The following is a 25,959-nucleotide window of genomic DNA, read 5'->3' as shown; positions in this document are numbered from 1 at the left end:
CCTCCTCATCCCCTTTGTAGCGCGAAACCCGGCAACTGGGCGTGTTCTCGATGTTGCCGGGCTCGCTGCCTTGCTTCACTCATACAGAGAAAACACAGCTTCGCCCTTAATGACTTCTTTTCCATGCTGGTTGACGGCAGCGACGGCAAAACGAATCGCCTTGTCGTCTTTTTCTTTCACCGTTGCTTTTAACGTGATGACATCGTTTAAAAACACCATCGACTGGAAGCGGACGAAATAATCTTGGACAAACCCTTCTTCGTAATACGATGTAAACAGTTTGGCGAGGTTTCCCATCGTCCACATGCCGTGGGCGATAATGCCGGGCAGGCCGGCTTTTTTCGCCTCTTCATCGATCGTATGGATCGGGTTGTAGTCGCCTGATGCGCCGGCGTATTTGATTAAATCAAGCCGGGACACCGGTGCGAGCGTCACGTCGGGAAGCGACTGCCCCACTTGCCATTCACGGATCGTTGTCATACGCTCATCGCCTTTCTAACCGCCTCGTTAATAATGATCGTCGAGGTCGAGGTGAAAATGAGATTCCCATCGGCGTCTTCGCCGTTGTTCGCGATCACTAAAAAGCCAAGCAAGCCCATGCTGCTTTGTTTTTCATAATAATCTTTCACTTCCGCATAACAATACAGCTCTTCACCGACAAACAACGGGCGCTCATAATGGAAGTGCTGTTCGCCATGGATGAGCCCTTTCGCCGGCAATTTCAGCCCTTCAATGACGCCGTAGTCAAACACGCGCGGAAACGTCGGCGGCGCAATGTTGCGCCCGTAGCGCGACCGTTTCCCCGTTTCCTCATCCCAATAAATCGGATTCGGGTCGCCGACCGCTTCAGCGAACTTTTTCACCGCTCCGCGCTCGACGACGTTTTTCACTTTCGCCGACCGTTTTCCGATGTCATGCTGATACATGTTCGTCCCCCCTTGTGTTCAACATTTCGGACCGCCGGCGACATACAGCACTTGACCGTTGACAAACGACGACCGCTCGTCAGCGAAAAAGGCGACCGCATGGGCGATGTCTTCCGGACGGCCGCTGCGCCCGACCGGGATGTTGGCGACGCTCGCTTGGATGAGCTGCTCAAACGAAATGCCGAGCCGCTCAGCCGTTGCTTTCGTCATATCGGTTTCAATAAACCCAGGGGCGACGGCATTCGTCGTGATGCCGAATTTGCCAAGCTCAATCGCCAGTGTTTTCGTAAATCCTTGAATTCCGGCTTTCGCCGCCGAATAGTTCGCCTGGCCGCGGTTGCCGAGCGCGGACGTTGACGAAATGTTGATGATGCGGCCGTATCCTCTTTCGACCATATATTTTTGCGCGGCGCGGGCGCAGTAAAACGCCCCTTTCAAATGGATGTCCATCACCGTTTGCCAGTCGTCGTCCGTCATTTTAAACAGCAGGTTGTCGCGGATGACGCCGGCGTTGTTGACGAGAATATCGAGCGAGCCGAACCGATCGACCACTTCTCGGATCGTCGTTTCCACTTGTTCGCGGTCGGTGACGCTCGCCACCTTGGCGTAAACGTCATACCCTTTTTCCCGCAGCTCGGCAGCCGTCGCTTCAAGCGCTTCTTCGTTTACATCAATGAACGCTACTTTCGCCCCTTCTTCGGCAAAACGGGTGACAATCGCCTTGCCGATGCCGCGGCTTCCTCCGGTCACAAACGCCACTCTTCCTGCAAACCGTTGACTCATCGGTTTTCTCCTCCCTTTCGATAACGCTTTCATTTTTTAGAGAAACTGTCCAAGCTTGACGTGTCCTTTAATTAAGTTGCGGGCGATAATGAGGCGCTGAATTTCATCGGTGCCGTCGTAAATGCGCCACAATCTCGCTTCACGGTACCAGCGTTCGATCGGCATTTCTTTCGTGTAGCCCATGCCGCCGTGGATTTGCATGACGCGGTCAACGACGCGGTTGCCCATGTTCGCGCCAAACAGTTTCGCCATCGAAGCTAAATGGCGATTGTCCTCCCCTTGATCAAGCGTAAACGCCGCGTTCAAAACAAGCCATTTCGCCGCTTCAATTTCCACCGCCGAATCGGCGATCATCCATTGGATCGCCTGCCGCTCGGCGATCGGCTTGCCGAACGTAACGCGTTCTTTCGCGTAGTCGATCGCCATTTGCAGCAGCCGCTCGGCCGCTCCGACCGCACGGGCGCCGACGACCCAGCGGGCGTAGCCGATCCACTCAAGCCCAAGTTGATAGCCGTGATGCAGCTCGCCTAAAATGTTTTCTTCCGGCACGCGCACATTTTCGAAAATTAAGCTGGCTGGAGTGGAAGGTCCCATCGTATGTATCGGCTCCGAACGCCAGCCCATCTCGCGGTCGACGATAAAACACGTCACCCCTTCACGCCCGTTCGAGGCTTGGTGACGCTCTTTGTCGGTGATGGCGATCACCATGACAAAATCGGCGTCGTTGCCGCCGGTAATGAATGTCTTCTCCCCGTTTAACACCCACTCGTCGCCGTCTTTCACCGCCGTCATTTTAATGTTGCGCGTATCAGACCCCGCGCCTGGCTCGGTCATGGCAAAGCACGATTTTTTCTCGCCGTTGATCGTCGGGATCAAATATTTTTTCTTTTGCTCCTCGTTGGCGTAATACAAAATGTTGTCCGCCGATCCGCCAAACTGGAACGGAACAAGCGTTTTCGACACTTCCATCAACACAATCGCCTGCATGACATGGCCCAAATTCGCGCCGCCGTATTCCTCCGGCGTGTTGATCCCCCAAAACCCCGCTTCCTTCGCTTTGAGCTGCAGCTCTTTTAATTTTTCGGGCGGGAGCCCAGGCTTCCCTTCGCGCTCATTGCGCAATACTTCATTTTCGAGCGGCATCAATTCTTTTTCGACAAACTTGCGGATCGCTTTTTGCACCATGCGCTGCTCGTCCGTTAAGCGCAAATACATGATGGTCCCCTCCCTTTTCCGTTACGCCTTTATGCTCGACTCCACTCATCAAAATACCAACCGGTTGGTATGTTATCTTTATTATATTCGAATGTTCTGAAAAGTACAATACCTTTTTTGATTTTCGTCCAACGGGAAAACGCTATATGCGTTCTCCCGTTGGCATGGAATCTATCGATCTATTCCGCCTGCATTTGCTTGCGCACGCTAGCGACCGTTTCCCCGATTCCGCCATAAATGACAAGGTCAAACATCCCGTCCATCCTCGTCGCCGTTTTGTTGATCAACACTTTCCGCGTTGCCGGCGATTCGGCGGCGACATAAAACGGGATTTGATTCACGGGCGCCACTTCCAAACTCGTTCCCATCGCCAGAAGCAAGTCGCTGGCGGCCGCTGCCGCAAACGCTTCCTCGATGCGCGGCACGAGCCCGCCAAACAAAACGACATCCGGTTTGACAATCGTCTGGCACTTTTCACAGCGCGGCACCTCGTGACGGTTGATAAACGACAGATCATACTTGTTGCCGCATGACGGGCATGTCGCCGTCTGCAGCGTGCCGTGCAGCTCAATGACATTCGTGCTTCCTGCTTTCGTATGCAGCCCGTCAATATTTTGCGTCAAAATCGTCACCGTCTTGCCCATCTCCTCAAGCCAGCGGAGAAACCGATGCCCGTCATTCGGGGCAAAGCCGCCCATCATTTTTAATGAAAACATCCGCTTGAATCGACGCCAAAAATCAACCGGATCTTTTTTGTAATAATGCTCTGACAAATAATATTCGACATTGTCCTCTTGGGCGTAAAGGCCGTTTTCGCTGCGAAAATCAGGAATGCCGGATTCCGTGCTCATCCCCGCCCCGGTCAGGACGGCGATCGTATTCGCCTCTTTGATCCATTGCGCCAGTTGCCGGATTTGGTCCATTCTCGTTCTCTCCTTTCCTACGAACCTCTTGGTTTTGCCAGTCTCGCCTTCGGTTCTTTTCGAGGCCATAACGTATAGCTGAAACTCCAGACAAAATCAATCACCAAAACGAATGTCCAACGGGCTGTCATAATTTTCCTACAAATGAAATCACCTGCAAGAAAAACCCCTCTTCCCAACGAAGAGAGGCTACCGTAAATTGAACCCTTTCCCTTCCACAAACTCCTTCATGTACATCCGGACTTGGCGGCTGAGCGTATCGGCCATCTGCCCGGTCCATGTGTCGCGGCGGCGGCCATTTGTCCGCTGCTCATAATACGCCGAAACCGTTTCGTTGTAGCGTTGCAATTGTTCGAGGAATCGGGCGCGGTCTTGGTTGTATTCGTCCTCATGATAAACGTGTTCAAACGGCAGCCGCGGCTTTGGATCCGGCGTTTGCGCAGGATAGCCGACGGCAAGCCCGAACAGCGGAATGACCCGTTTCGGTATGTTAAGCAGTTGGCATACTTCCGGCAGGTTGTTGCGCAGCCCGCCAATGTAGCAGATGCCAAGCCCCATCGACTCCGCGGCAATGGCGGCGTTTTGCGCCGCAAGCGCCGTGTCAATCAGCGCAACCATAAACTTTTCCGTGCTCTCAAGCGACGGAATCACGTCTTTTCCCTCGATTTCACCGATGAGCTCATGGCGGTGAAAATCAGCGCAAAAGACAAAGAAATGGCCGTTATGCTCGACATAGGATTGATTTCCCGCCAGCTCGGCGAGCTTCCGTTTTTTCTCCGGATCTTTCACCCCGATGATCGAGTACGCTTGAACATAGCTTGAAGTCGATGCCGCCTGGGCGCATTCGACGATCGTGCGGATTTGTTCATCCGTGAGCGGCCTGTCTTCAAACCGGCGGATCGAACGGTGCTGGAGAATCGTTTCGATGACTTGGTTCATGACTATGTCCTCCTTGAACAGCCCAACGGCTTCTTTTTGTGAACATGATAACAAAAAAGAAAGAGCCATACAACGAATCGGCTCTTTCCCTTCCATTATCGCCCAAACCGCCCTTCCTGGTAATCGCGAATCGCCTCGCGGATTTGTTCCGGCGTGTTCATGACGAACGGCCCGTAGGCGACGACCGGTTCGTTCACCGGCTCGCCGGCATAAAGAAGAAGGCGGAGTTTTTCGCGGGCGGTCACGTTTAGCTCCGTTTCCTCGCCGCGGTTGTGGCGGCTGAAAAACAGCGCTTGCCCGGCTTTTCCTTCGATGTTGTCGGCACCGAACACGCCACTCCCCTCAAGAATGTACAAAAACCCATTGTAATGCCCCGGCAAATCTTGCACGACCGTTGTTCCCGGTTCGACAATCATTTCCACCATCGTGACGGGAACGATGTTTTTCGTCGGCGCTTTGACGCCTTTCGATGACCCGGAAAAGACCCGGATCGTCGCTCCCTCTTCCTTGCGCACGGGCATGTCTTTGGAGCGCAAGTTTTGGTAGCGCGGCTCGGTCATTTTGTACGCGCTCGGCAAGTTGACCCATAGCTGAAGGCTGTGCACGGTTGAACCGGACGCCGGGTCTTCCTTATGGACGACGCCGCGGCCGGCCGTCATCCATTGCACATCTCCAGGCCCGAGCGTGCTGTGGCCGGCTTTGCTGTCGAAATGTTCAAGCTCGCCGCTGATCACATACGTGACCGTCTCAATGCCGCGGTGCGGATGGACGTCAAACGTTCCTCGCTCAAAAATATCTTCCATCAGCAGCAAAAACGGATCATACTCTTGCCAGTTCCCGGGCTCAAGCACCGAACCGCTGCGATGAATCGGACTGTTGGTGGTCATTTGCACGGTTTTCACGCGACGAATGCGGCGTTGAATCGCCATAACCTCTCCTCCCTTATGTTGCGCAATCCCGGCCGTTGCCGAAAGGAGTGCAGCTCAATCGGCAAACCGTTTCCTCCTTCATCGTACCGGATTCAACGAAAAACAGGCAAGTCATCTGCCTGAAAAATGGCGGCCATACCGCTCGCAAAAAACAAAAAACCTGCCGGCACTCGGCAGGTGGACGTTGGAAGAGGGATTCCAATCCCACCATAAAACTATTGATACAAGGATGAATGGACATGCTCGTTCATCACGTGCAAAATTTGTGCAAAATAATCTCCAGTGTGTCAATCCATGCAAAAAGGCGGGACAATCCGCCTTCTTTTCGTTGCTCGATTCTGCCTTTTTAACAAAATATCCGAAGGAAGTCTCCCGCCTCAAGGAGCGTGAAGGGCAAAAATGTACGCAAAAAGTATGCTAAAAGTGAACAAAAGGCCAATATAAATGGCTTTTCACGAAAGAAAAGTATGAATCAGATCCAAGCAATCCGAAACAACTTCATTGGGCGCCCGTCCTACTATTTGAAGCTGTCGGGCGCGCCAATCTAAACTTTTGACCTGATCGGTTAAAATCACGCCTTCAACGGCCAAGCCTGATGGCAATTCCACTTCAAATGGATATCCTTTTTGTTGCCGGGTGATCGGGCAAAGCACCGCAAACCCTGTCAATTGATTGAACCGCTTTGGTGATAGAACGATGCCGGGCCTTTTTCCTGCCTGCTCATGCCCTGCTTGTGGATTGAAATTGACGTAAACAAGATCCCCACGATCCGGCGCTTGCATCAGAACAATTCATTCCCTTCTGTTCCAAAATCAATTTCAGCATGGCGATTTTCCGGCGTGATTTTAGCCAAAAGTTCCTCCAATGTCGGCTTTTTCTTTTTCGGGATCAACTTGATCGCTTGGTTCTCAACGATCATCTCCACTTCTGATCCTTGATGAAGCGCTAAACGTTCAGCAATCACGCTTGGGATACGAACCGCAAGGCTGTTTCCCCATTTTTGAACTGTTATTGTCATGATTGACACTCCTTTCTGTTTGTTTAATTCCATTATACCTCTCTCCTTTCATTTCGTATATACATAGTATATACATAAATTCAAAAAAAGATGCCATCGAGACGGTGTTTTCGATTCGAAACGAACGATTACGATTGATGATAAGACGCTGAACATAAAGATTTGAAGAAAAGTCAAAAGGATTCCCAAAAAATGAAAAACGACTGCCAACGCAGTCGTATCAAGGGTTTCATGATTTACAATTTGACAGGATCGGATATTAGAAATGGAGGAAGAGGGATTCGAACCCCCGCGGGCTGTGACACCCCTAGCGGTTTTCGAAACCGCCCCCTTCAGCCAGACTTGGGTATTCCTCCGTATGAAAATGGAGCCTATCGGATTCGAACCGATGACCTCCTGCGTGCGGGGCAGGCGCTCTCCCAGCTGAGCTAAGGCCCCATGTCTATAATGGTCGGGAAGACAGGATTTGAACCTGCGACCTCACGGACCCGAACCGTGTGCTCTACCAAGCTGAGCTACTTCCCGACATAGGCTGGTTTACCTTGCGACAATTCATATTCTATATGAACCTCAAAGGAAAGTCAATAGTTTTTTTATCTTTTTTTCGCCATAACGGATGAAAATTTATCTTTTTTCTGAAACGACCTGCATAGCTGCCGCTCCTTTTTTCCTATACTAAAAACACAGCAACCGTGTAAAGGAAAGGGGGCGCTTTGTGAAACTCATTCCGCCGGCGCGGCGCAAACGGGCGCATTTGTCGCAATTGACAACCACCCATTTCCATTTGCGTCATCCGCTTGTCGTCGCCTTTTTTTCCTTTTCGTTTCCGGGTTTCGGCAATTTGATGCAGCAACGCTACGCCACGGCCTTTATGTTAATCCTCTGGGAGCTGTTTATCAACACAAAAGCCCATATCAATACAGGTATATTATACTCGCTGCTTGGCGATTTTGAAAAGGCAAAAGCCGTTCTTGACGAACGATGGCTCATGTTTTATGTGGCCATCTACATGTACAGCATTTGGGACAGCTACCGCGGCTCAGTCGACATGAACAAGCTGTATTTGCTCGCCGACCGCGAAGATGCGCCGATCTCTTCCATCCGAATGGGAATATGGGATATTAATTATTTGGACAAGCGCGAGCCTTGGCTGGCGCTGGTCTGGTCGGTGCTCGCCCCTGGCCTTGGCCATTTGTATGTCCATAAAGTGATCACCGGCCTGTTTATCTTCACCTTTACCATTTTGGTATCGTATTTCGCCCACTTGCCCGAAGCGATTACGTACACGCTGACGGGCCGATTCGATTGTGCAACGAAGATCATCGATATGCAGTGGGCGCTTTATCTGCCATCGATTTATTCGTTCATCTTTTACGATGCTTACGTATCAGCGGTCGAATACAACAAGTTGTTTGAAAAAGAACTAGCCCACTATTTGCGGCGCCGCTTTCAGCCGAAACGGTTCGCATGGCCGATTTGATGGGAGGCGTTTCATGATTGTCATTGCCACTTTCGAGAGCCACCTATTCGTTGAACTGGCGATTTCAGCGCTTCAAGAAAAAGGGATTGCTGAACATCAGATTTTTGCAGTCCCGCTCAACCGCTCTGCCGAACCGCCGCGCCTGCTTGATACGCTCCATCACGCCAACGGGTTCAGCTTCCTTGACTTGGCGGCGATTTTAGGAACGTGCTTGATGCTGCTAGGGGCGATTTACGGCTATGTGTTGGCATGGGGTCCGATCATTTGGGGGATTATCGGGGCGGTTTCAGGCATCGGAATCGGCATTTTGCTCAAATGGTGGGTAAACCGAAAATCCACGCACCGTCAAAGCCGCACAGGCGCTGATATCGTGCTTCTCATCCGTTGCGATGAACAGCAATGGCCGGCCGTGGAGCAGTTGCTGCGGGGCCATCACGCGCTTGGACTCGCCGGCGTTCACGACAAGCAGCCGAATAGATAGGCATTTCATCCCCTTTCACTGAAAAACCCGAGGGAACACCCCCTCGGGTTTTCGCCGCTCTGCCGTTTTCAATAGACATCTCGCCGCATAAAGACAAAAAAAGCGACAAGAAGCCCTGCAAGCCCCCAGACAGCCAGCACGGCCATCGAAAAGCCAAGCGTCATCCCCTCAATCGGCGGAGCCGCTCCTCTTATGTAATCCGTCAGCCGCAAATTGACTATAAACAAATATTTGGCCGAATGCCATGACGACACCATGTTTGACAAAATCGCGCCAGAAATCAATGCTGCCAGCATGATCCCCATCACCGCCGCCGTGCTCCGAAGCAGCACCGAAAGCATAAACGTCAGCGTGCCGACGACAACGCTCACAAACGCTGCCAACCCGAGCTCGATCAAAATGTATTTCCATTGCGGAATCATATGGACGTTTTCCGTATTCAAGTCTTCCCCTTGCGGAGCAAACCCGGTCAACAACGGCAGGCGGAAGCCGCCGTAGCCAAACACAAGGCCAGAGATGGTATACGACAGCACCGCCGTCATCAGCATAATGAGCGATACCGATAAAAGCAAGGCGATATACTTACCTAACAAAATTCTCCATCTCTTCACCGGCCGGACAAGAAGCAGCTTGATCGTTCCGGCGCTTGCCTCGGACGACACTAAATCGGCAGCCACGACCATCACTAACAGCGGCAAAAACAAGTCGATGGCGTTTTCGATAAACGTACGCATAAACGTCGGCGCCCCTGGGGCAGACGGGTTAATGTTGTGTTCTAAGTAGTACTGCTGCTGCTTGAGGCGGATTTGCAAATACTTCCGCCATTCTTCCGACATGCTCGGCGACTGGAGACGGTTTTGCAAATCGACGATTTGCTGCTGCAGCTGCGTCCGCCAATCGGCCGTGCCGATCCGTTTTCTCAGCTCTTCCGTCTCGCGGTATTGGGCGTATGTAAACAAGGCAACAAGCACCGCAATGATGGCTGTGATCACCCATAGCCGCTTTTTGCGGACGATTTTCAACATTTCATTATACACGAGCTTACTCAATCGTTTCGCCCCCTGTCAGCTCGATAAACAAGTCTTCGAGCGTCGGCAGCCGCGGTTCAATTTCCGAAACCGAGACGCCGGCTTGGACAAGCCTGGCGTTCCAAGCAGCTAGTCTCGACGGCTCATATGGCGTGACGATCGTCTCTTCATCGGCGCGCAGCACCTCGGTTTCCTCAGCCAAGAGCGCCCGCGCCCGATCGATCGGAGCGGCTTTCCAGACGACGCGCGCCTGTTGGTTTAACAGCCGCTCAACCGTGTCCACGGCCAAGAGCCGCCCTTTCGCCATAATGGCCACGCGGTCGCACATTAATTGAATTTCACTTAACAAATGCGATGAAACAAGGACGCTCAACCCTTCCGTTTCCGCCAAAAAGCGAATGAAGGCGCGCATCTCGCGAATGCCGGCCGGGTCAAGGCCGTTGGTCGGCTCGTCCAAAATGAGCACCTTCGGCTTTCCAAGCAGCGCCTGAGCGATGCCGAGCCGCTGCCGCATGCCGAGCGAATACGTGCTCACCCGGTCATGAATGCGCTGTTCAAGGCCGACGAGCTTCGCCACTTCCACGATCCGATCTGCACCAATTCCCGGCATCATGCGGGAGAAATGTTCAAGGTTTTCCCAGCCTGTTAAATACGGATACATTTCTGGGTTTTCGACGATGCAGCCGATCTGGCGAATCGCGTCGGTAAACTGGCGGTGAAGATCATACCCGCAAATCGCCACCGTCCCCGACGTCGGTCGAATGAGCCCGACGAGCATGCGGATCGTCGTCGTTTTTCCCGCGCCGTTCGGCCCTAAAAAGCCGAACACTTCCCCCTCATGCAGCTCAAACGAAATGCCTTTAATAATTTCCTTGCCGCGAATCGTTTTTCGCAGCTCTTTGACCGTCAACGTCACCCGTTTGGTCATCGCTTGTCCTCCTCCGTCAACGTGATGAGCGAGGCGACGCGCTCGCCAATCCGCTTATATCCTTCTTCATTCGGATGGAAGTGGTCGCTGTACAAATAGTCGTTGACATGGAGGGCAAACAAATCAAACGTCGGCACCGCGACAATGTTGGGATAGCGGGCCGCCACTTCCGCTGATGCAAAATTCCAATCGCGCACAACCGCCGACGTCCGTTTGGCATCGTCTAAATCGCTGAACGGGTTGTACAAACCGATCGCAAAAATGACCGCCTCGCTGTTGAAGCGGCGCAGCGCGGCGAAAATGCGGTCGAGGTTCGCCACATACCGGCGCTTCGCCTCATCGAGCTGTTTCATGTTCAATCGAAGCGCTTCCCCACCTTGAAACAAATCGTTGCCGCCAATGGTCATCACGATCAGATCCGCCATCGCGACTTGCCGTTGAATCTCAGGCTCGCCAAGCTGGCGAAGCAGGCCGTCGGAACGAAGGCCGCGAACCGCCAAATTCGTCACACGGATTGGTTGATCTGTTTGCCGTCGAAGCTCATCGACCATATAGCCGACATACCCTTTTCCGCTTTCATCACCTGTTCCTCTTGTCAACGAATCGCCAAGAGCAACAATATCTATTTTCTCGTCATGTTGCCTTGTTTCAGCCGTCGGCGTCCGTTGTTCTTTCGTCGGCGGCTTGGCCGCTGAAAAAAACTGGTCTTGCACCGCCAATGCCAGGCCGCCAAGCCAAAGCACTCCGGACAGGGCGGCAACGGCTATGAGAAGCGCAACTGTGCTCCGTCGCATGCAACCACCTCATTTCTACATCGTTGTCATCTATCGCGATCCGTCTTGGAATTGTTCGCCATCATTGGTTTGATCCGACAACCACCGTTTTATTCGCCAATGTTTCGGATTCCAATACTTCTTTAGCTTCGCGGCCGCTTCCTTTCCCACCAACAACGCCCCAATCCAAAACATGATTTTCGCCGCCACAATGGCAACTGTAGCGATCAAAGCTTTGACCGCGGCCGAAAACGGCAGAAAAGGGACGATGGGAGGGATCAGCCAAACAACGAAGGATGCGATGATGAGCACGATGCCGATGCGGCGCATCATAAGCGGCTTATGTTTCACCCACCCGTTCCCCCCTGTCCATTGGCAACATATACGCTTGCGAAAAACAAACAATGACCTATCTCAACTCTAACATATGTATACTCATTTCGAGAAATCTTCCGCTTTGAAAATGGTCAAGCGCATCGAGCCAATGAAACATGGAAAATGCATGTTGATGGGCAGTCTGGCTTTCTTGGCGCCGCCTCGCCCTTCACCGTCCAACCACAAAAGAAGCCTAGCCGGCCTGGCTAGGCAAACAGAACACTGTGAATGATCACCGCTGTTTATGCCAATAATCGATCAATCCCATCGCGCACACTTGCAAATCAAGCTCGATCGCCGCATGCGCGGACGACGAAGATGGAGCGCCATGATCATCAAGAAACGCCATCACTTCGCCGCGCAACCGGTGCGCTGCCATTTTCGCCTGCTCGGCAGCCGGCGCTTCTGGATGACGGTCGACCGCTTCTTTTCCCGCCGCCACGAACTTCGGCAGCCAAAGGCGAAGCTGGCGAAATGCCTCCTGTGGGTCATCCAGCATGCCGAAATGGCCAAAATAAATGCGTTCCGGTCTCAGCTCCTCAAGCCTTGCCGCCGACTGCTCCATTGCCTCGGGATCAAATTGGTTCGGAGATGTTGAAGGAAGGCAAAACGTAAGCCCCGCTTCTTGCAGCTGCGGATAAAAAACGCCGATCGTATCGCCAGTGAACACGCCGCGGCTGTACGAATCGTAAATGGAGAAATGGTGGTTGGCATGCCCCGGCGTATCATAAAACACGAGCGTCCGCTCCGCACTCAGCTCCAGCGTTTCCCCGTCCTCTTTCACGATGAGACGCTCTTCCGGCACCGGAACGATCGGGTCAAACAGCGCTTCAAACTGCGCGCCGTACACCGCCTTCGCCCCGGCAATGAGCCGCGACGGATCGGCCAAATGCCGCTTTCCTTTTGGATGGACGACGACCGTTGCATTCGGGCAATGCTGAAGAAGCAGCCCAACGCCGCCCGCATGGTCCAAATGAATATGGGTGACGATGATATAGCGAATCTCGGCCGGATCGATATGAAGCGCTTTCAATCCAGCAAGCAAATGCGGCACCGACGGGCTTGGCCCTGTTTCCACGATCGCCAAGTTCTCTTCGTGAAGCACGTATGTACCGGTGCGCTGCGGCATGCGCAAATCATACAAATCGATGAGTGAAATGCGGCGGCCGAGATCAAGCGGCTGTGCCATGTTCCCTCTCCCCCTTTGGTTGATGATGCAGAATATTTTAACATAGAAACTGGATTCCCGCTACAGGGGCTGATAAAAAAGCAGCCCCTGCCCAGAGGGCAAGAGCCGCCTTCTCGTTTCAACTGTCGGCAACGGGGCAACAACTGCTCCGCGCGCTATTTTTGAAGACGGGCGCTGTCGACCGTTGCCCTCCGCAGCACGAACAAGCTCCCTGATGCTCGACCCGCTCGCATCCAACGCTGCCGCCAACGGAAAGACACCGTCGTTTGCCAAGCACCCCCTAATGCTTACGACACCAACTCGCCGCCAGCCGCTTTCTCTTTCCGCCCGTTTCGGATCGCCAGCCATACCGCCGCGGCCCAGCCGATGACGATAAGGCCATAAACGGTCGGATACACCGGCGCAGGCGCTTCCCAAGCGTGCAGGAGCGTGCGGACATTCGTCAAAATAATCAACCCGCCGACCAATACCCCAAGCAAATGGGACGGCAGTTTGCGGACAAGCCAAGCAGCGATCGGCGCAGCGATGACCCCGCCAGCCATGAGCGTCAGCACCCAGTACCAGTTCACTTGCTCCCAACCAAGCGAAATGACGAATCCTAGCGTCGCCGACAGCGCGACGGCAAATTCGGACGTATCGACTGTGCCGACCACCTTGCGCGCTTCCATGCTTTTATTGGCCAACAACACCGGCGTCGCAATCGGCCCCCATCCCCCACCGCCGGTCGCATCAAGGAAACCGGCCGCCAATCCGAGCGGGACGAGCTGCTTATTAGACCACCGTTTCTCCGGCGCCGACGGCGCGCGGCCGTTTAAAAATAAGAATCGATACATGATGTAAAGGCCAAGCGCCAGCAAAAACAGCGACACGTACGGCTTGATCAAATCCCCCGGCAAGTTGCTTAAAAAGCACGCTCCGACAAACGCCCCAACCGAACCGGGAATGATAAGCTTCAGCACCATTCCGCGGTCGACGTTGCCGAACTTCCAATGGGACGCTCCAGACGCTGCGGTCGTCACGACTTCCGCCAAATGAACGGACGCCGAGGCGACCGCCGGAGCGATGCCGAACGTCAAGAGCAGCGTCGACGACGTGACGCCATACGCCATCCCAAGTGAGCCGTCAATCAGCTGGGCGATAAATCCTACAAACACAAAAACGATCAGTTTTTTCATTGGTTTCCCTCCGTTTGCAATGGTTGAACACGTTACTTATAATTTAAATCTCATTATTCATAGATGTCAACTATGAATTTAAAAAAATAAAAAATACTATCATTTTTTCATTACACCCATGACATCGCAAACGGCCACCGGCTCGGCGTCTAAAAAAACAAAGAAACAAGGCGCCCCGAATATCGAAACAGGACGCCTTGTTGAAACTTGTTTTTGCTCAAAATTTCCCTTGATACCGCTCGACTTCCCAAGCATGAACCGCCGTGCGGTAGCTGTTCCATTCGTCTTTTTTCATCGCGACGTATTCGTTGAATACGTGCTCGCCAAGCGTCGCGCGGCCGATTCCTCCGCTTTCAAACGCAGCGATGGCCTCGCCCAAGTTTTCCGGCAAGTTGTCAATGCCAAGTTCGGCGCGACGTTCGTCCGACATATGGAAGATGTCCTCGTCAATCGGAGCAGGAGCGGTTAAGCCTTTTTCAACGCCGTCCAAACCAGCCGCCGCGATGATGGCATACGCTAAGTACGGGTTAGCCGACGGGTCCGGGCAACGGAGCTCGACGCGCGTCGCGACACCGCGTTTGGCCGGAATGCGGATGAGCGCCGAACGGTTCGAAGCGGACCAGGCGATGTAGCAAGGCGCCTCATACCCTGGCACAAGCCGTTTGTACGAGTTGACAAGCGGGTTCGTAACCGCCGCAAAGTGTTTGACGTTTTTCAGCAAGCCCGCGATGAATTGGTACGCTGTTTCTGACAACTGGTTCGCATCGTTCGGATCAAAGAACGCATTTTCCCCATCTTTGAAAAGGGAAATGTTGACATGCATGCCTGAACCGTTGATGCCAAACACCGGTTTTGGCATAAACGTCGCATGGAGGCCGAACTTGCTGGCGATCGTTTTGACGACCCATTTGTACGTCGTCGCATTGTCAGCCGCACCGAGCGCATCGGCATATTTGAAGTTGATCTCATGCTGGCCTTCCGCCACTTCATGGTGCGACGCTTCAATCGTAAAGCCCATCGCTTTTAAGGCGCGGTAAATTTCAAGGCGAACGCGCTCGCCCAAGTCTTTCGGAGACGGTTCGAAATAACCGCCGCCATCATGGAGCTCGAGCGTCGGATTGCCGTTTTCATCGGCTTTGAACAGGAAAAACTCCAGCTCCGGACCGACCGAGATCGTATATCCTTTTTCCGCCGCCCGCTCGATCGTTTTTTTCAGCACGTTGCGCGGGTCGCCTTCAAACAGCGTGCCGTCCGGATTGGTCACCGAGCAGAGAAAGCGCGCTTCCGCATAGCCTTCCTCGACAGTCCACGGCAAAACAGCAAACGTATTCAAATCCGGCAGCAAGTACAAGTCGGAACGGTTGATCGGCGAGAAGCCTTTGATCGACGAACCGTCAAACATGATTTTCCCTTCGACAACATCATCAAGCTGTTCAGCCGTCACGGTCACGTGCTTTAAAATCCCTTCAATGTCGACAAACTGCAAATGAAGAAGCTCAACGTTTTTTTCTTTGATCTTCTCTTTGATTTGTTCCAACAACTCCGTTTGTGCAGAGGAAACGAACGGTTTTGACATGTTAAATTACCTCACATTCACGCGTTTATTTTCCTAACATGATTTTATTATAGAAAAAGAGAAGCCGTTTGGCAATACTTTTTTATCAATTTTTCTGTATTTTTATAATGAATTTTTTTGCAAACTTTTTCAAACAAGACGAATATTTATACAAAAAAGCCAGCCGAGGAGACGATTGTCTCCTCGGCTGGCTTTTTCTATCCGCTATGGATGTTACGTTTTCTCCTCACGCCGACGCCACGAGCCGGACGAAATGATCGGCAGGCCGGCGGCTTTTTCCGGCAAGTAAACGTAGACGTACCCTTCGATCGGTTGGCGGGCGTCGCGGACCCATATCCGCTCATATTCGTTATCGTCCCGTCCTTCGGCGTAGTCTTCAAGCTCATCCATCGCCTTGAGCCCTTCCTCCGTCACCGTCAGCCATTCCCCTTCCACTTCTCCTTCTTCACCGAGCACAAGCGCAGGGTACGGGCCAACGCTGTACAAACGACCGTTCACCTTCCCTGGGCATACGGCGCAAACATAGGGAGCTACGACATCATGGTTGTCCTCGCCAGTCAGCAACGTGCCATACACAAACACTCGATATCGTCTTTCCGCCATCTCGCTTTTCTCCTTTTGTTTACATAACATTTATTATGAAAACTCGAAGAAAACACAAAAACAATGGAAGCCCTGCCTCTCATCCATCCTTGCCGCTCCGCGGCGGCGCCAGTGTGAATTTGTCAAGCGGACAGCGGGCAACGAAAAAGCCGCGCCAGCTTCATGAGCGGCAACGGCACGGCTTGCGATGATCCCGCAGCAAACGAATGACGCTTTCTTCATCATATTCGTTCGACAACGAGAAGTCAAGCAACAGTTTACGCGGATGGCTTCCATTTAATGCTGCAGCCGATGCTCGGCTTTTGCTTTTCCGGCACCGGACGGCCCTCCAACAAGGCGTCCAGCGCGGCGCGGATTGATTCTCCGGTCACCGGGATGCCGTTGTTCGGCCGCGAATCATCAAGCTGGCCGCGGTAGACGCATTTCAGCTCACGGTCGAAAACATAAAAATCCGGGGTGCAGGCGGCGTCGTACGCCTTCGCCACTTCTTGCGTTTCGTCATACAAGTATGGGAACGGGTAGCCAAGCTCTTTAGCCACTTTTTTCATGTTTTCCGGCGAATCTTCCGGATATTGTTCAGCATCGTTGGAGTTGATGGCGACAAACGACACCCCTTTGGGCATATAATCGTTTGCGAGACGAACAAGTTCATGCTGCACATGCTTGACAAACGGACAATGGTTGCAAATGAACATAATGACAGTCGCTGCGTCCGATTTCACATCCTCAAGACGAACGACGCTGCCATCGATGACATTCGTGAGGGCAAACGGAGGCGCTTGTTTGCCAAGCGGAAACATATTCGATTCGACAGCTGGCATACCTAACACCCTTTCTTCCATTTTTTTCTCTTTTTAATTATACCAAAAGAGAGAGGAACGCCACAAATAAACCGCCCAAACCGACCGAGCGGCAGCGGCATATGATGCTACATAGACGAATGGAAAGGAGGCTTTTCCCATTGATTTACATGAACAAACAGATGACCCCGCACGTGTACGGTGCCACTCCGCCTCCCCCCTCGCATTCGGTGTTTTATTACCGACGCGCAAAAACGGAACAAATGATTGAAGAGCAAACTCAGCTGCTTGAACAATTGACCGAGGCGTTCCTTCGCCTCAAGCTGGCGGTGGAGGAAGGACGAAAGCAGCAAGCCGATGATCGTGAGAAAATCGCCGATGCCTTGACTTGGCTTGAACGTTCTCTTGCCGCCGGACAAACGGCACAAGCCGAGCATAGCGGACGTCTCGTCAAGGCGCTGGATGACCTCAAGGGGATGGTGGCGGCAAGCCAAACCGAGCAAACTGAGCTGTATCGCGAACTAACTGAAACTGTTTGGCGCTTCATTAATGCCTCTAATGCCGGGCAAAACCTGCAGGCGGAGCAAAACAAGCAATGGGCGGAAGCGTTCGCCCGGCTCGAGCAATGGCTCGCTGCCGAACAACGAGAACAAGCGGAGCTCGCCGAAACGCTGGCCCGCCTTGAACGATCGATCAACGCTCACGAGCAGATGGAGCACGAACAGCGGCGCGCATGGGAGGAGCAGTTCGCAAAAGAAGAAACAGCGCGCCAAGCCGTCATCGAAGCGTTGACGGCGCAAAGTGAAGCGATGCGTCGGCTTGAGCGGCAATCGACTGAACGGGAACAAACAGCCGAAGGAATGGCCGCCCGCCTCGAAGGGCAAGAAAAACTGTACCAAAAATTAGTGGAACAGCTCGAGTTGCAGCGCGTCTTTCACCAGACAGTCATCGAGCGGCTTGAGGCGCAAGAGGCGGCGCAATACAAAGTGACCCGCCAGCTCGATAGCTTAAAAGAAGCGCTGTATGAACGATGCTCCTTTATCGTTGACAGCGTCAAACAACTGTTTTCCTCGTTCTTTTCCGGTCGGGGGCGCAGCCAAAAAATCGACCGCCAAGCCGCTGAACCAAAAAACCCGATCCGCTTGTAGAAGGCTGTCACCATCTTTCGGCGTCTACCGCACCGCAATCCGCCGGCTGAAACGGCGGGCTGTTTTTTGGCTGGCTGCCGTTGGATGGCAAAAGCAAATCAATGGACAACAAGAAACGAAACATCCCATAATAAGAACTAACCATTTTTATCATCTCGCGCCGAGAAGACCCCCACTTCCACGCGTGAGCGTAGGCGGGAGAGCATGCAACCGCAAGGAAAAGAAAGCCTTGATACATCAACATTTCGAGAGGGAGGAAAAATGATCATGCCGCTAAAGCTCAGCGTTCTTGACCAATCGCCGATCCCCGAAGGCACGACCGCGGAAGAAGCGCTGGAAAACACGGTCCGTCTCGCTCAATTTTATGATTTTTCTGATAAACTGACCTCATTCCGGTTCATTGCCGAAACGATGTGGGGGGTAGAAACGAACGATGCGGATTATCTCTATTAACGTCGGCAAACCCAAAACCGTCAACATTGACGGTCGACTGATGACGACCGGCATTGACAAAACCCCGGTCGCCGGGCCGATCGCCGTCGGCAAACAAAACTTGGCTGGAGATGGACAAGCCGATCTCATCCACCATGGCGGCGAAGATAAAGCGATTTGCGCCTATCCATCAGAACATTTTACCTATTGGGAAGAGCGATACGGCCGTCCGTTTGCCGCCGGCGCGTTTGGAGAAAACTGGACGCTTTCCGGTTTGACCGAAGACGATGCGTGCCTTGGCGACATTTATGCCGCCGGCACGGCGCTCGTGCAAGTGTCGCAGCCGCGCCAGCCGTGTTCCAAATTGGCCTTCAAACATCAGCTGTCCGATTTGCCGAAAGCCGTCTGCCAGACAGGAAAAAGCGGCTTTTACTTCCGCGTCCTGCAAGAGGGCATCGTTGAACCGGGCGCGCCGCTCGTTCTCGTTGAGCGGGGCGCGGGAGCATTGTCCATCGCCTATATCAATCAAATTTATTATCATGAGCGGGACAATGCAGCTGCCCTGGAACAAATCGCCAACCATCCCGCCTTATCAGCGAGCTGGCGCGAAGCGTTTCAAAAGCGCCTCTCCGAGCGAACGCGTCCTTAAGCCTATGTTGGCAAGACAAGCCCGACACAAGCCGGCGTTTCACATAGCGATAGAAAGGCGCCTGATCGTCGACCCTCGCGAAACATGGCTTTGTTCAACGATCGCGGCGCTCGTTTTCGGTTCAGCGGGAGAGCGACGTCGCCGCGCAGGCGCATTCCTCATCGGGCCACATGCACATTGCGCAACCAATAGTGCTGATACAATTGGAAATAAAATCCTTTTGCAGCCAGCAGCTCTTCATGCGTCCCTTGTTCGATCACCTTGCCTTCGTTGAGCACAAGGATGCGGTCGGCATGTTGAATCGTGTTCAACCGGTGGGCGATGACAAAGCACGTCCGGCCGCTCATGAGCCGCGCGAGCGCTTCTTGAATGCGCACTTCGGTCACCGTATCGATGTTGCTCGTCGCTTCGTCCAAAATCAAAATGGCTGGGTCGGCGATCATCGCCCGAGCGATGGCCAACAGCTGCCGCTGCCCTTGGCTGATTCCGCCGCCTCCTGGGGCCAAAACGGTGTCATAGCCGTCCGGCAGCTTCATAATAAAGGAGTGGGCGTTCGCCTGGCGCGCCGCCTCCTCGACTTCTTCATCGGTCGCCTCAAGCCTGCCGTAGCGAATGTTGTCGCGAATCGTTCCAGTGAACAAAAACGGATCTTGAAGCACAAACGCCATATGGCGGCGCAAGCTCGCCCGCTTGATCGTTCGGCTGTCGCGGCCGTCGATCCAAATCTCCCCACGATCCGGGTCGTAAAAACGGGTCAACAGCTGCAACACAGTCGTTTTGCCCGCTCCGGTCGGGCCGACAAGCGCAACCGTCTCCCCTGGGGCGACAGAAAACGTGACGTCATCGAGCGCCGGACGCTGTTTGTCATAGGAAAAGAAGACTTGGCGAAACTCGATGCGCCCATCCAGCTTGTCGACGTCCGCCGCTTCCCGTTCATCTTCCTCTTCTTTCGGCAAATCCAAAATTTCCAACACCCGCTCGGCGCCGGCCAACGCCGACAGCAACGTGTTCCATTGATTGGCCAAGTCATTAAGCGGTCGGGTAAACTGGCGGGCGTATTCGACAAACACGACGATCGTGCCGACCGAAATCGCTCCTTTGGCCGCCAGCCACCCGCCGACGCCGGCGATGAGGGCGAAGCTTACATTGTTTAAAAAGTTCATCAGCTTCGGGATGAAGCCGGAATACGTCTGCGCCCAAAAGCCGGCGCGTTTCAGCTCGGCATTTTTGCGCGCCAATTCCGCCTCCATGCGCTTTTCTTGCGAAAACAGCTTGACGACTTTCTGTCCGGAAATGACTTCCTCGATAAAGCCGTTCATTTCTCCGAGCGCCCGCTGCTGCTCGCGGAAACGCACCCGCGTCCGGTTGGTGATCCAGCGCATGCCGGCATACATGAGCGGCACGACAACAAGGGCGACGATCGTCAACAAAACGCTTTGCGAAAGCATCACCGCCATCGCGCCGATCAGCGTAAGCGTGCTCGAGACGACTTGCACGACGGTGCTGTTAAACGTCTGGCTCATGTTGTCGATGTCGTTTGTAATCCGGCTCATCAGCTCCCCTTGCTGGCGGCGGTCAAAGAACGAAATCGGCAGCTCATGAAAATGGAGAAACAGCTGTTCGCGAATCCCGCGCACTGTCCGCTGGCCGACATCGATCATCCAATAGTTTTGCAAAAACGTCGCCGCGCCAAGGGCAATATAAATGGCAAGAAGCAAAACGAGTGTCGCTAAAAAACCGTCCGTCCTCCGCTCGACAATGTACACATCGACCGCCCGGCCGATGACGTACGGCCCAGCAAGCGCCAGCGCTGAGCTGACGACAACCATGGCCATAGCCGCAAACAACTTTCGCTTTTGCGGAGCGATGAACACCCAAAGCCGCCGCAAAGTGCCGACGCTGTTTTTCGCCCGCTGCGGACTTGCGCCAAAACGCGCTCCGTGCGGGCTATGCCGTAGTGACATCCACCGATCCCTTCTTTCCTTCCTGTGTGGCGACGATGCGTCGATACAGTTCGCTTGTCGCCAGCAGTTGTTCATGGCTTCCTTGCGCGATCAGGCGGCCGTCTTCCAAAAGCAAAATCGTATCCGCCGCCATCGCTGTACTCACCTTTTGCGTCACCATCACCGTCGTGCACGCATACCGCCGCAACGCTGCGAGGAGCTTTGCTTCCGTCTCTGCATCGAGCGCGCTTGTGCTGTCATCCAAAAGCAAAATGCGCGGTTGCCCAACCAAGGCGCGGGCGATCGACAGCCGCTGCTTTTGTCCGCCTGATAAATTGACGCCCTTTTGACTTATCAGCGCGTCGTATCCATCCGGAAACCGAGTGATCGTTTCATGAATTTGTGCATCACAAGCCGCCTTCACGATCTCTTCCATCGTCGCGGTCATCTTGCCGAAGCGGAGGTTGTCGGCGACCGTTCCGGAAAATAGCAGCACTTCCTGCGGAACAAAACGAACATAGGCCCGCAACTTCTCCGCGGAAAACTCACGCACGTCGATGCCGTCGATCAACACTCGCCCGGCGTCTGGTTCATACAGACGGGGGATGAGCTGAAGAAGCGTCGATTTGCCGGAACCAGTCGCCCCTAAAATCGCCGCCGTTTCTTGCGGATGAATGACAAACGAAATGTCGGAGAGCGCATCGTGCCTGCTGTCCGGGTAGCGGAACGAAACGTGCTCAAAACGAATTTCCCCGCGCCGGACGATCGGCCCATCGGCTCTGTGCTCCCCGCTTCGTTCTTCTGGCACCTCAAGCAGTTCAGCGAGGCGGGCGGCCGAGGCGCGCGCCCGTGAAAACGCCATCGTAATAAACGTAAACATCGACAACGCCGCCGTCGCCCGCGTCGCGTAGTTGACGACAGCGACGACTTGCCCGGCGCTCGCCGCGCCAAACTCAACATCCAGGCGGCCGAAAAACAACAGCGCGATGATGGCGGTGTTCATCACCACCAACAATATCGGGGTGATCGTTTCAACGAGGCGAAGCACACCCATCGTCCGCTCCATGAGCTCATCATTCGCCGCCGCAAATCGTTCTTGCTCGTATTTGTTTCTCATCCACGCTTTGATGAGACGCATGCCGGCCAAATTTTCGCGCATCACGCCGTTGACGCGATCAAGCGCTCGTTGGACGGCGGAAAAGGACGCCGCTGCCCTTTGTACAACCCACAATAAAAAAGCGGCGGATAGTGGAACAGCCACCGCCAAAACGAACGCTAGGCGCGCATGAACGACAAACGCCATCGCAACGCCAAAGACAACGAGAAGCGGCGCGCGCAAGGCGATGCGCAAGCTCATAAACAACATATTTTGCACTTGCGTCACATCGTTCGTCATTCGGGTGACGAGCGAAGCCGGCGACAGCTGCTCGATGCGCGCAAGCGAAAATGATTGGATTTTGGCAAACAGCGCCGTCCGCAGCCGAAATCCATACTCCTGCCCGACATAAGCGGCGGCAAATGAGTTGGCGATACCCGAGGCAAACGCCAACAGCGACGCCCCGAGCATCACGGCTCCCCACGTGAAAATGGCCGCAACATCCTGCTTCATGACGCCATCGTCGATGATTTTCCCCATCAACAGCGGCTGCCAAAGCTCGATGATGAGCTCGATCAACATAAACAACCAAGCTAACGCCATCCACTTCCAGTATGGCCGCAAATAGATAAGCACCCGCCCCATGTCTGCGCCACTCTCCTCTCCATTCCGATCGGGGGCCCAGCCGCCGTTCATCGTTGTGTATAATTTTATTCTAAACACGAAATATTTATTTGACAATGAGAATGCATTTGCAGAAGCGGAGATGCTCCCGTTCAAGAGGAAAAACCCCCGAGCGAATGCCTCGTCGCTCGGGGTTCATCGGCGGCAATAGGGGAACAACTGGTCTGTTCAGTCGTTTCTATCGAGACGCCCGACTGGCGGGAGACGGAACAACACCGCTTCCAGACCCATGCATAGGTCTGTGAAGCAGGGGGGTGTTCAGTCTTCCGTCACACCTTGGCTCAAGCAGTCGGAAAAATAGACAACACGCTTTTGGGCCAGCGAGATGTGAAACCTTCCGGTTGATTCGGCATGAGAGCCATGTCTATGACTAACGCTGACACCATGCCGAATAAAGCGCCTCCTGGCTCATATGGTCGAAAGAGCTTGGCGGTGCAAGGGACAACAGCTGTTGTTCATCGCCAACGATCGGCAGCAGCCGGTCGAGCTTGGCCATCAGCAAAATCTTTTCTATAGAGGCGTTATCCCGGACGACGATGGCCATGGCGCGGCTTTCGCTGACGATTTGCTTAAAAAAGCGGACAAGGAGCGAAAGCCCCGTGCTGTCCAAAAATCGAAGGCCGCTCACGTCGACAACGACAAGGCGGCGCTTGACAGCAGCCACCGCCGTCGCCAGCTTTTGTTCCGCCGCGAGCTGCGTATCATAGGCGAGTCGTCCAGTTAGCTTGATGCATTCGTATGCGCGTTCTACAACCATTTCCAATTCAAACGACAACCGATGCTGTTTCATTGTATCCCCCTATCGTTGACCAGCCATGCCCTGCCCTCGGCCACCACCCGCATTCGTTCCGATCACATGGGTGCATCATTGCACCAAATCCAGTTACGTTGCCCTCCGACTCATTTTCATGACAAGCATCCGACGGCCGCCCTTCCGCTCAACCCATATAACGTCATCCATAATCTCGCGGATGAGCAGCAATCCGCGCCCGGATTCGGAGAGCAATACATCGGAGAGCGTCATTTGATCGAGCTGCTCGATCACTTCCGCCGGAACGCCGCCGCCCTCATCCTCAACCGCCACGGTCACGTCGGCGCTCGTGACGAAAAAGGAGAGCGAAATCGTCCCCGCCTCCACCCCCTCCCGTTGAACGGCTTTGATGGCATTGACGACCGCTTCATGCACCGCCAACACAAACAATTCCGCATCACGGACAGCAAACAACGAAGCAGCCTGCTCCGCGAGGAAATGGCAAACCAAAACCGCTTCCTCGTCCGCCCGGCAGCGCACGATCCATTCGCACACCACAAAGCGTCCCGCCTATCCATGAACCGTGATGGACAATAAGCAAATGTCGTCGGAAGGGCTGGCGAGCGGCGGGCCTTGGCTGATTAAACGTTCAAGGAAGCGTTTATCGGGCAAATGGCGGCACATTTGCGTGCATGAGCGAATTTTTTCAATGCTTTGCAAAATCGACGGGTCAATCTCTTCTAAAATGCCATCGGTGTACAAAAGGAGGCGGGCCCGCTTGTCGTAATGAATCACCCCTTTTTCAAACGGCAAGGAAAACGGGCTGCCGATCGCCAAACCGCCTTTGTCCAACTCATGGACGCTTCCATCGTCAAAAACGAGCAACCCAGCCGGATGGCCGGCGTTCGTATATTCAATTTTCCGCTCTTTCGTGTCAATCACTAAATAAATCATGGAAAATAAGTGGCGTATGGCGTTGGCCTCATCCGGGAACAACGTTTGCATATGCTTTTCCAGCTCGCTCGCCACCGAGACCGGATCGATGACGCGCACGATCAATCCGCGCAAAAGCGAGCGGAGCAACATGCTCACCAAGGCCGACGAAATGCCGTGCCCCATCACGTCGATGACGATGACCCCGTAGCGGTATAGATCGATTTGGTAGCACGCGTAAATATCGCCCGACAGGTCATCGGACGGAATATACACAGCATCCATCGTCACTGCCTCGTTTTGAATGAGCGGCGTCAGCAAATTTTGTTGAATTTTTTTGGCCAGCTCGACTTGGCGCCGCCGCTCCGCCTCTTTTTGCTTTTGCTTCGTCTCGTCTTCGACAAGGACGATATATCCATCCGCCTGAAGCACGGGAATGACCGTATAGGCGACATTGGCGGACGTGCCGTCCCGGCGCTGCACCATCCCTTCGCCGCATCGCTGCTCTTTAGGAGGAAACGGAAGCCATGTTTGGCTGCCGCAACGAAAGAGCGACCATATCGGGCGGCCGACCGCCTCTTCTTTTCGGCGCCCAAACAGCCGCTCTGCACTAAGCCCCCAATCTTGCACGGTTCCGTCAGCCGCCACCGGAACAACAGCAAACGGGGCGGAATCGTAAATGACCTCGAGCAACTCAGACGGCGTCGGTCGATCAGCCGGAGGCACAGCGGTTTGTTCAACAAAATGCCAAACGAGCCATTCTCCCTCGCTGCCTGACAACCGATAGACGTTCATCCAGCTCGTATATGCTTTCCCGCTTTTCGCCACATGGCGCGCTTCTCCTTGCCAACATCCGTCCTTTTTTACCGCCTCGGCGATGCCGTCCAACAACGCGGCCGACCATTCGGCTGAAAACAGAACGCCGACCGGCCGCCCGACTAATTCGTTTTTGGCAAATCCGAGCCATCTTGGCGTCGGCTCGCTGACCGCAACAATCGAAAGTTGACGGTCGGTAATCACCATGCCGCTGCCCAACTGTTCCGCGTCTAGCTGATCGATCGCCTGTACATTCGCCTTCACCATCGTTCAACCCTTTTTCGTTATAATCAAATCGATAACCCTCAGCTGACACCGGCTTCCCGAAACAAAAACGCGCATCGGCGCCGGGTTGTTTCCACCCCG

27 protein-coding genes, 3 tRNA genes and 1 pseudogene are annotated in these 25,959 nt (G+C 53.8%); 5 read left to right on the top strand and 26 right to left on the bottom strand.

The window, feature by feature from the left end:
* Positions 1-75: 75 nt before the first annotated feature.
* The 12 genes from LG52_RS06415 to LG52_RS06360 form a co-directional block, all read right to left on the bottom strand.
* Complete coding sequence (locus LG52_RS06415) at positions 76-480, bottom strand: MaoC family dehydratase (RefSeq protein WP_044731322.1); 405 nt, start codon at positions 478-480, stop codon at positions 76-78.
* Positions 477-926 carry a MaoC family dehydratase N-terminal domain-containing protein gene (locus LG52_RS06410; protein WP_044731321.1) on the bottom strand — a complete coding sequence of 150 codons (450 nt, stop codon included), beginning with the start codon at positions 924-926 and terminating at the stop codon, positions 477-479. Before LG52_RS06410 ends, LG52_RS06415 begins: the two co-directional genes overlap by 4 nt.
* A gap of 18 nt (positions 927-944) precedes the next feature.
* On the bottom strand, positions 945-1,709 hold the full coding sequence (gene fabG, locus LG52_RS06405; protein WP_044731320.1) for a 3-oxoacyl-ACP reductase FabG: 765 nt from the start codon (positions 1,707-1,709) through the stop codon (positions 945-947).
* Positions 1,710-1,745: 36 nt separating this feature from the next.
* Complete coding sequence (locus LG52_RS06400) at positions 1,746-2,924, bottom strand: acyl-CoA dehydrogenase family protein (protein WP_044731319.1); 1,179 nt, start codon at positions 2,922-2,924, stop codon at positions 1,746-1,748.
* Between the two features lie 179 nt (positions 2,925-3,103).
* The gene (locus LG52_RS06395; RefSeq protein WP_044731318.1) at positions 3,104-3,847 is read right to left on the bottom strand and encodes an NAD-dependent protein deacylase; all 744 of its coding nucleotides are present in this window, start codon (positions 3,845-3,847) and stop codon (positions 3,104-3,106) included.
* A 189-nt stretch (positions 3,848-4,036) separates the two neighbouring features.
* Complete coding sequence (gene nfsA, locus LG52_RS06390) at positions 4,037-4,786, bottom strand: oxygen-insensitive NADPH nitroreductase (protein WP_044731317.1); 750 nt, start codon at positions 4,784-4,786, stop codon at positions 4,037-4,039.
* 95 nt (positions 4,787-4,881) lie between these two features.
* A complete protein-coding gene (locus LG52_RS06385) occupies positions 4,882-5,715 on the bottom strand; it encodes a pirin family protein (RefSeq protein ID WP_011231146.1) in 834 nt (277 codons plus the stop codon).
* Positions 5,716-6,167: 452 nt separating this feature from the next.
* Positions 6,168-6,497 carry a type II toxin-antitoxin system PemK/MazF family toxin gene (locus LG52_RS06380; RefSeq protein ID WP_011231143.1) on the bottom strand — a complete coding sequence of 110 codons (330 nt, stop codon included), beginning with the start codon at positions 6,495-6,497 and terminating at the stop codon, positions 6,168-6,170.
* Positions 6,497-6,766, bottom strand: a complete 270-nt coding sequence (locus LG52_RS06375) for an AbrB/MazE/SpoVT family DNA-binding domain-containing protein (protein ID WP_011231142.1) — start codon at positions 6,764-6,766, stop codon at positions 6,497-6,499. Before LG52_RS06375 ends, LG52_RS06380 begins: the two co-directional genes overlap by 1 nt.
* A 233-nt stretch (positions 6,767-6,999) precedes the next feature.
* A tRNA-Ser gene (locus tag LG52_RS06370) sits at positions 7,000-7,089 on the bottom strand.
* Between the two features lie 9 nt (positions 7,090-7,098).
* Positions 7,099-7,171 (bottom strand) — tRNA-Ala (locus LG52_RS06365).
* A gap of 10 nt (positions 7,172-7,181) precedes the next feature.
* Positions 7,182-7,258, bottom strand: a tRNA-Pro gene (locus LG52_RS06360).
* A 190-nt stretch (positions 7,259-7,448) separates the two neighbouring features.
* On the opposite strand from LG52_RS06360, the gene LG52_RS06355 reads away from it, so the two are divergent.
* Both LG52_RS06355 and LG52_RS06350 read left to right on the top strand, forming a co-directional pair.
* Positions 7,449-8,213 (top strand): hypothetical protein, encoded by a 765-nt coding sequence (locus LG52_RS06355; RefSeq protein ID WP_011231140.1) that lies wholly within the window; start codon positions 7,449-7,451, stop codon positions 8,211-8,213.
* Positions 8,214-8,226: 13 nt separating this feature from the next.
* Complete coding sequence (locus tag LG52_RS06350) at positions 8,227-8,694, top strand: hypothetical protein (protein ID WP_021321939.1); 468 nt, start codon at positions 8,227-8,229, stop codon at positions 8,692-8,694.
* Between the two features lie 68 nt (positions 8,695-8,762).
* On the opposite strand, the gene LG52_RS06345 is transcribed toward LG52_RS06350, so the two are convergent.
* The 9 genes from LG52_RS06345 to LG52_RS06305 form a co-directional block, all read right to left on the bottom strand.
* The gene (locus LG52_RS06345) at positions 8,763-9,743 is read right to left on the bottom strand and encodes an ABC transporter permease (protein WP_044731316.1); all 981 of its coding nucleotides are present in this window, start codon (positions 9,741-9,743) and stop codon (positions 8,763-8,765) included.
* Complete coding sequence (locus tag LG52_RS06340; protein ID WP_044731315.1) at positions 9,736-10,650, bottom strand: ABC transporter ATP-binding protein; 915 nt, start codon at positions 10,648-10,650, stop codon at positions 9,736-9,738. The genes LG52_RS06345 and LG52_RS06340 overlap by 8 nt, the downstream gene beginning before the upstream one ends.
* Entirely contained in the window at positions 10,647-11,444 is a 798-nt protein-coding gene (locus LG52_RS06335; protein WP_044731314.1) for an SGNH/GDSL hydrolase family protein, read from the bottom strand. The genes LG52_RS06340 and LG52_RS06335 overlap by 4 nt, the downstream gene beginning before the upstream one ends.
* 30 nt (positions 11,445-11,474) lie before the next feature.
* Positions 11,475-11,753, bottom strand: coding sequence for a transporter suffix domain-containing protein (locus tag LG52_RS06330; protein WP_044733127.1), 279 nt, complete (start codon positions 11,751-11,753; stop codon positions 11,475-11,477).
* Positions 11,754-12,030: 277 nt separating this feature from the next.
* Positions 12,031-12,987, bottom strand: coding sequence for an MBL fold metallo-hydrolase (locus LG52_RS06325; RefSeq protein ID WP_044731313.1), 957 nt, complete (start codon positions 12,985-12,987; stop codon positions 12,031-12,033).
* A 287-nt stretch (positions 12,988-13,274) separates the two neighbouring features.
* Complete coding sequence (locus LG52_RS06320) at positions 13,275-14,162, bottom strand: sulfite exporter TauE/SafE family protein (RefSeq protein WP_044731312.1); 888 nt, start codon at positions 14,160-14,162, stop codon at positions 13,275-13,277.
* A 217-nt stretch (positions 14,163-14,379) separates the two neighbouring features.
* Complete coding sequence (gene glnA / locus LG52_RS06315; RefSeq protein WP_044731311.1) at positions 14,380-15,738, bottom strand: type I glutamate--ammonia ligase; 1,359 nt, start codon at positions 15,736-15,738, stop codon at positions 14,380-14,382.
* Positions 15,739-15,951: 213 nt separating this feature from the next.
* Positions 15,952-16,341, bottom strand: coding sequence for a gamma-glutamylcyclotransferase family protein (locus LG52_RS06310; protein ID WP_044731310.1), 390 nt, complete (start codon positions 16,339-16,341; stop codon positions 15,952-15,954).
* Positions 16,342-16,598: 257 nt separating this feature from the next.
* Complete coding sequence (locus tag LG52_RS06305) at positions 16,599-17,162, bottom strand: thioredoxin family protein (RefSeq protein WP_044731309.1); 564 nt, start codon at positions 17,160-17,162, stop codon at positions 16,599-16,601.
* Between the two features lie 140 nt (positions 17,163-17,302).
* On the opposite strand from LG52_RS06305, the gene LG52_RS06300 reads away from it, so the two are divergent.
* The 3 genes and pseudogenes from LG52_RS06300 to LG52_RS06290 all read left to right on the top strand — a co-directional run bounded on the left by LG52_RS06300 (position 17,303) and on the right by LG52_RS06290 (position 19,370).
* A complete protein-coding gene (locus LG52_RS06300; RefSeq protein ID WP_044731308.1) occupies positions 17,303-18,289 on the top strand; it encodes a hypothetical protein in 987 nt (328 codons plus the stop codon).
* Positions 18,290-18,556: 267 nt separating this feature from the next.
* Positions 18,557-18,658, top strand: a pseudogene (locus LG52_RS19695) (LLM class flavin-dependent oxidoreductase); the annotation flags it as partial.
* 64 nt (positions 18,659-18,722) lie between these two features.
* Positions 18,723-19,370 carry an MOSC domain-containing protein gene (locus LG52_RS06290; RefSeq protein WP_044731306.1) on the top strand — a complete coding sequence of 216 codons (648 nt, stop codon included), beginning with the start codon at positions 18,723-18,725 and terminating at the stop codon, positions 19,368-19,370.
* Between the two features lie 158 nt (positions 19,371-19,528).
* On the opposite strand, the gene LG52_RS06285 is transcribed toward LG52_RS06290, so the two are convergent.
* The 5 genes from LG52_RS06285 to LG52_RS06265 all read right to left on the bottom strand — a co-directional run bounded on the left by LG52_RS06285 (position 19,529) and on the right by LG52_RS06265 (position 25,860).
* Complete coding sequence (locus LG52_RS06285) at positions 19,529-21,334, bottom strand: ABC transporter ATP-binding protein (protein WP_044731305.1); 1,806 nt, start codon at positions 21,332-21,334, stop codon at positions 19,529-19,531.
* The gene (locus LG52_RS06280; protein ID WP_044731304.1) at positions 21,318-23,054 is read right to left on the bottom strand and encodes an ABC transporter ATP-binding protein; all 1,737 of its coding nucleotides are present in this window, start codon (positions 23,052-23,054) and stop codon (positions 21,318-21,320) included. The genes LG52_RS06285 and LG52_RS06280 overlap by 17 nt, the downstream gene beginning before the upstream one ends.
* 409 nt (positions 23,055-23,463) lie before the next feature.
* Positions 23,464-23,883, bottom strand: a complete 420-nt coding sequence (locus LG52_RS06275; protein WP_044731303.1) for an STAS domain-containing protein — start codon at positions 23,881-23,883, stop codon at positions 23,464-23,466.
* 93 nt (positions 23,884-23,976) lie between these two features.
* Positions 23,977-24,402: an ATP-binding protein gene (locus tag LG52_RS06270; protein WP_044731302.1), complete on the bottom strand. Its 426-nt coding sequence runs from the start codon at positions 24,400-24,402 to the stop codon at positions 23,977-23,979.
* Positions 24,403-24,414: 12 nt separating this feature from the next.
* Positions 24,415-25,860, bottom strand: coding sequence for a SpoIIE family protein phosphatase (locus LG52_RS06265; RefSeq protein WP_044731301.1), 1,446 nt, complete (start codon positions 25,858-25,860; stop codon positions 24,415-24,417).
* Positions 25,861-25,959: the final 99 nt, after the last annotated feature.

This window comes from Geobacillus kaustophilus, assembly GCF_000948285.1.
Taxonomy (GTDB): Bacteria; Bacillota; Bacilli; order Bacillales; family Anoxybacillaceae; genus Geobacillus; species Geobacillus thermoleovorans_A.
Note: the sequence above shows the minus strand (reverse complement) of the source record. Positions and strands in the feature narration are given on the sequence as shown.